The organism is Frankia sp. CoWAU3 (assembly GCF_977971855.1).
Map to the genome: position 1 here is coordinate 1 of NZ_CDWWXB010000128.1, position 2,748 is coordinate 2,748.

Annotated in this window: 4 protein-coding genes; 2 read left to right on the plus strand and 2 right to left on the minus strand. The window is 70.5% G+C overall.

The window, feature by feature from the left end:
- Positions 1-18: 18 nt before the first annotated feature.
- Entirely contained in the window at positions 19-420 is a 402-nt protein-coding gene (locus AC08ON_RS12160; protein ID WP_476607882.1) for a hypothetical protein, read from the minus strand.
- A gap of 217 nt (positions 421-637) precedes the next feature.
- Between AC08ON_RS12160 and AC08ON_RS12165 the strand changes: the two genes are divergently transcribed.
- A complete protein-coding gene (locus AC08ON_RS12165; RefSeq protein ID WP_476607883.1) occupies positions 638-1,033 on the plus strand; it encodes a cold-shock protein in 396 nt (131 codons plus the stop codon).
- A gap of 172 nt (positions 1,034-1,205) precedes the next feature.
- Here AC08ON_RS12165 and AC08ON_RS12170 read toward each other — a convergent pair whose 3' ends face one another.
- On the minus strand, positions 1,206-1,373 hold the full coding sequence (locus tag AC08ON_RS12170; RefSeq protein ID WP_476607884.1) for a hypothetical protein: 168 nt from the start codon (positions 1,371-1,373) through the stop codon (positions 1,206-1,208).
- Positions 1,374-1,728: 355 nt separating this feature from the next.
- Between AC08ON_RS12170 and AC08ON_RS12175 the strand changes: the two genes are divergently transcribed.
- Positions 1,729-2,748, plus strand: a 1,020-nt coding sequence (locus AC08ON_RS12175) for a serine/threonine-protein kinase (RefSeq protein ID WP_476616994.1), incomplete at its 3' end; no start/stop codon positions are given.

The window sequence follows — 2,748 nt, forward strand, 5'->3', positions numbered from 1 at the left end:
GGCCGTGAGATCAAGGAACTACCGGGAGCGGGTGACGGGATCTGTCCGCGAACCGGTGCCGTCCCCGGGGTGGTCGGCGTCCCCGGGATGATCGGCATCCCTGCGGGCCCCGTGGTCGGGCGGATGTGGGTTGTTCACATAGAGATCGGGATCGCTCTCCTCGGGAATCCGGGATCGGGCGGCGGCGAGCACCCCCACCAGCGCCACGGCGAACCCGATGGTCAGTCCGCCGCCGGCGACGGCGTTCAGCCAGGTCGGCAGATTCTCGGCGCCCAGGAAGAAGGGGATCACCGCCGCCGCCGTGGCGACCAGACCGGTTCCGAAGAGCACGGCCCCGATCCGGACCAGCCGATCCGCCCAGGTCACCGGCGGCGGGGTCGCGACCGGAGCCATGACCTCGCTTACCGCACCGCCGGCCACGGGTCCGACCTGCCGGGACGAGGGTTTCGCCGACACGTGCGACAGCCTACGAGGATGTGTGCGGAACGGTGGGCCAGGCCACTGTCACGGGAGGGAGATGGGCGCACCCGACAGCCGATCGCTACCGAAGACGCACGCGACGTGCGGCCGACGGATAGCCTGGGAATCACTCATCTTCCGTTGCGTTGTCCTGTCGTTACACAGAACGAGGTCGCCCGTGCCCACCGGCAAAGTCAAGTGGTTCGACGTCGACAAGGGCTTCGGCTTTCTCAGCCGGGACGACGGCGGCGACGTCTTCGTGCACAAGGCCGCCCTGCCCGCCGGGGTCGACCGGCTGAAACCCGGTGACCGGGTCGAGTTCGGCGTCGCCGCCGGGCGGCGTGGCGACCAGGCACTGTCGGTCCGGCTGTTGACCGCCCCGCCGTCGGTCGCCAAGGCTGCGGCCCAGGCCGCGCGGCGCAGTCCGGACGAGCTGCACAGCATGGTCGAAGAAATGATCAAGGTGCTGGACGACGTGCAGCGGGACCTTCGTCGCGGCCGGTATCCCGACCGGCGGACCGCCCAGCGGGTCGCCAAGGTCGTGCACGCCGTAGCCAACGAGTTGGAGGTCTAGGCCGGCGGCAGGAAACCGACCCGTCGGCCGCACCCGGTGCACACCGCGACCTGGGCGCCCGGTTCCTCGTCGGACGCCGCCAGGTGGGTCAGTGGCACCGGGCCACCGCACCAGGGGCAGAGCAGCCAGGGGCCGTCGACCCCGCGTGGGCCGGGCTCGGACGGACCGGATGTCACGTTTCCGCCAGCACAACGGTCACCCTATCCGCATCCATCGAATCCGCTGTCGAATCCGCTGTTCCCATCAGAACAGCGACACCGACCGAGCCAGCCACATCAATCGGGATCCGGGCATGAGCCGAGATCGAGCCCTTCATCAGATTGGCCACACTGGTACGCATCGGTTCACGATGCCTCCTCGGTTACGGCCTCATCCGCTGCGGCCTGCGCGCCGTGGCGGCAACGCATTGTCGGGGAGCCGACCGGTCCCGTCGGCGGGGAGCCCGCGTGCGACTGGAAGCGTTGGCAGTGCGGCAGACTGCGAACGTAGACCAGACCGAACCATGAGCAGCCCCGCCGCCGGCCGCGGTGGCATCGCCGAGGGCCGTCCCACCTCCGCTGATCGGTGGAGGGCACGGATCGGCGGTCGGAACGAGGCGTCGGATCGGGATTCGAGAGGCATTCGTGTGACAAGCAGTGGACAGCGGTCATGATCACAGCCGTGCGGTGCTGACCGTGGCCGACAACGCCGCGCGCATGGGTCCCGGCCGCTCCGAACCAGGTGATCCGCTCAATCCACACGAGCCCCGGTCGGTCGGCCCCTACGTTCTGCTCAGCCGGCTGGGGGTCGGCGGCATGGGCACGGTCTACCTGGCGAGGAACCGGGCCGGACGGCGGGTTGCCATCAAGGTCATCAGACCGGACCTGGCCGCCGACGAGGAGTTCCGCCGCCGGTTCCGGGCCGAGGTCGAAGCGGCACGCAAGGTCGCTCCCTTCTGCACCGCCGAAGTCCTGGACGCGGATCCGAATGCGCCCGCGCCATACCTCGTCACCGAGTTCATCGACGGCGTCCGGCTGGACATGCAGGTCGACAAGGGCCCGCTGACCTCGTCGACCCTGACCGGACTGGCCGTGGGGGTCGCGACGGCGCTTACCGCGATCCACAGCGCCGGCCTCGTCCATCGGGATCTCAAGCCCAGCAACGTGATGCTCTCACTGTCCGGGCCACGCGTGATCGATTTTGGGATCGCGCAGGCCCTTGAGGGCGCGAAGGCGAAGCCCACGGCATGGGGCTTCGGCTCCGCCGGGTGGATGGCGCCCGAGCAGGTGCACGGCCAGCCCATCGGTCCGGAGGCGGACGTCTTCGCCTGGGGCATCCTCATTGCCTACGCTGGTACCGGCCGCCACCCGTTCGGCGACGGTACGGACATCGACCTCGGCATGCGCATCGTCGGGTCCGCCCCGGACCTGCGCGGTCTGCCGCAGCCGCTGGTCGGCCTGGTCAGCGCGGCCCTGGCCAAGCATCCCGACGACCGGCCGAGCGCCCGGGACCTGCTGCTGCGGCTCATCGCGCAGCCACCCTCCCGCGGTACCGGTGCCATCGGCGAGGCGATGGGTCAGGCCGAGGAGCTCCTGAGCAGAACCGGCGAGGTGCCCCGCGCCGCCCCGACCCGGATCGGCCCGGCGACCTCGGCTCCCGCGCGTCAGGTCCACTGGAACGCGGGCGCTCCCGCCGCCCGGGTGGGCCAGGGACCGGGACAACCACGCCAGGCACCA